At 70.5% G+C, this 475-nt stretch carries 1 protein-coding gene; it reads right to left on the bottom strand.

Annotated features, from left to right (window positions below; translation table 11 throughout):
- Positions 1–37: 37 nt before the first annotated feature.
- A partial coding sequence (locus AC2JF9_RS08780; RefSeq protein WP_500726999.1) for a glutathione binding-like protein occupies positions 38–475 on the bottom strand: 438 nt, incomplete at its 5' end.

Genomic DNA, 475 nt, shown 5'->3' with positions numbered 1-475 from the left:
GAGCCGGGCCGGCAGCCCGGCGCCTGCCGCCGCCTGATCAGGTCACCGGCAGGGACAGGACCTGCCGCGCACCGGGGCGGCTCTTCAGCCGCGCGTACCAGGCCTGGATATTCGGGCGCTTCTCGATCTCCATCGGCATGTTGAGCACCCGGTGGGCGTAGCAGCCGGCGGCGATGTCGCCCGCCGTGAAGGCGTCCCCCGCCACATAGGCACGGTTTGCCAGCCAGCGGTCCAGGATTCCCATGTTGTCGTTCGTCTTCTCCACCGAACGGCGGATCAGCGCCTCGTCCCGCTTCTCGGGCGGCGTGCGGATCAGGCCCCAGAAGGCGTCCCGCAGCGACGGCGTCGCCGTCGCCGCCTGCCAATCCATCCAGCGATCGGCATCGGCCCGCACCCGCAGGTCGTCGGGCCAGAGCCCCGCTTGCGGGTGCTTCGCGGCCAGATAGCGCACGATCGCGTTGGATTCCCATAGGAC

This window comes from Lactobacillus sp. C449L (genome assembly GCF_059900815.1).
Note: the sequence above shows the minus strand (reverse complement) of the source record. Positions and strands in the feature narration are given on the sequence as shown.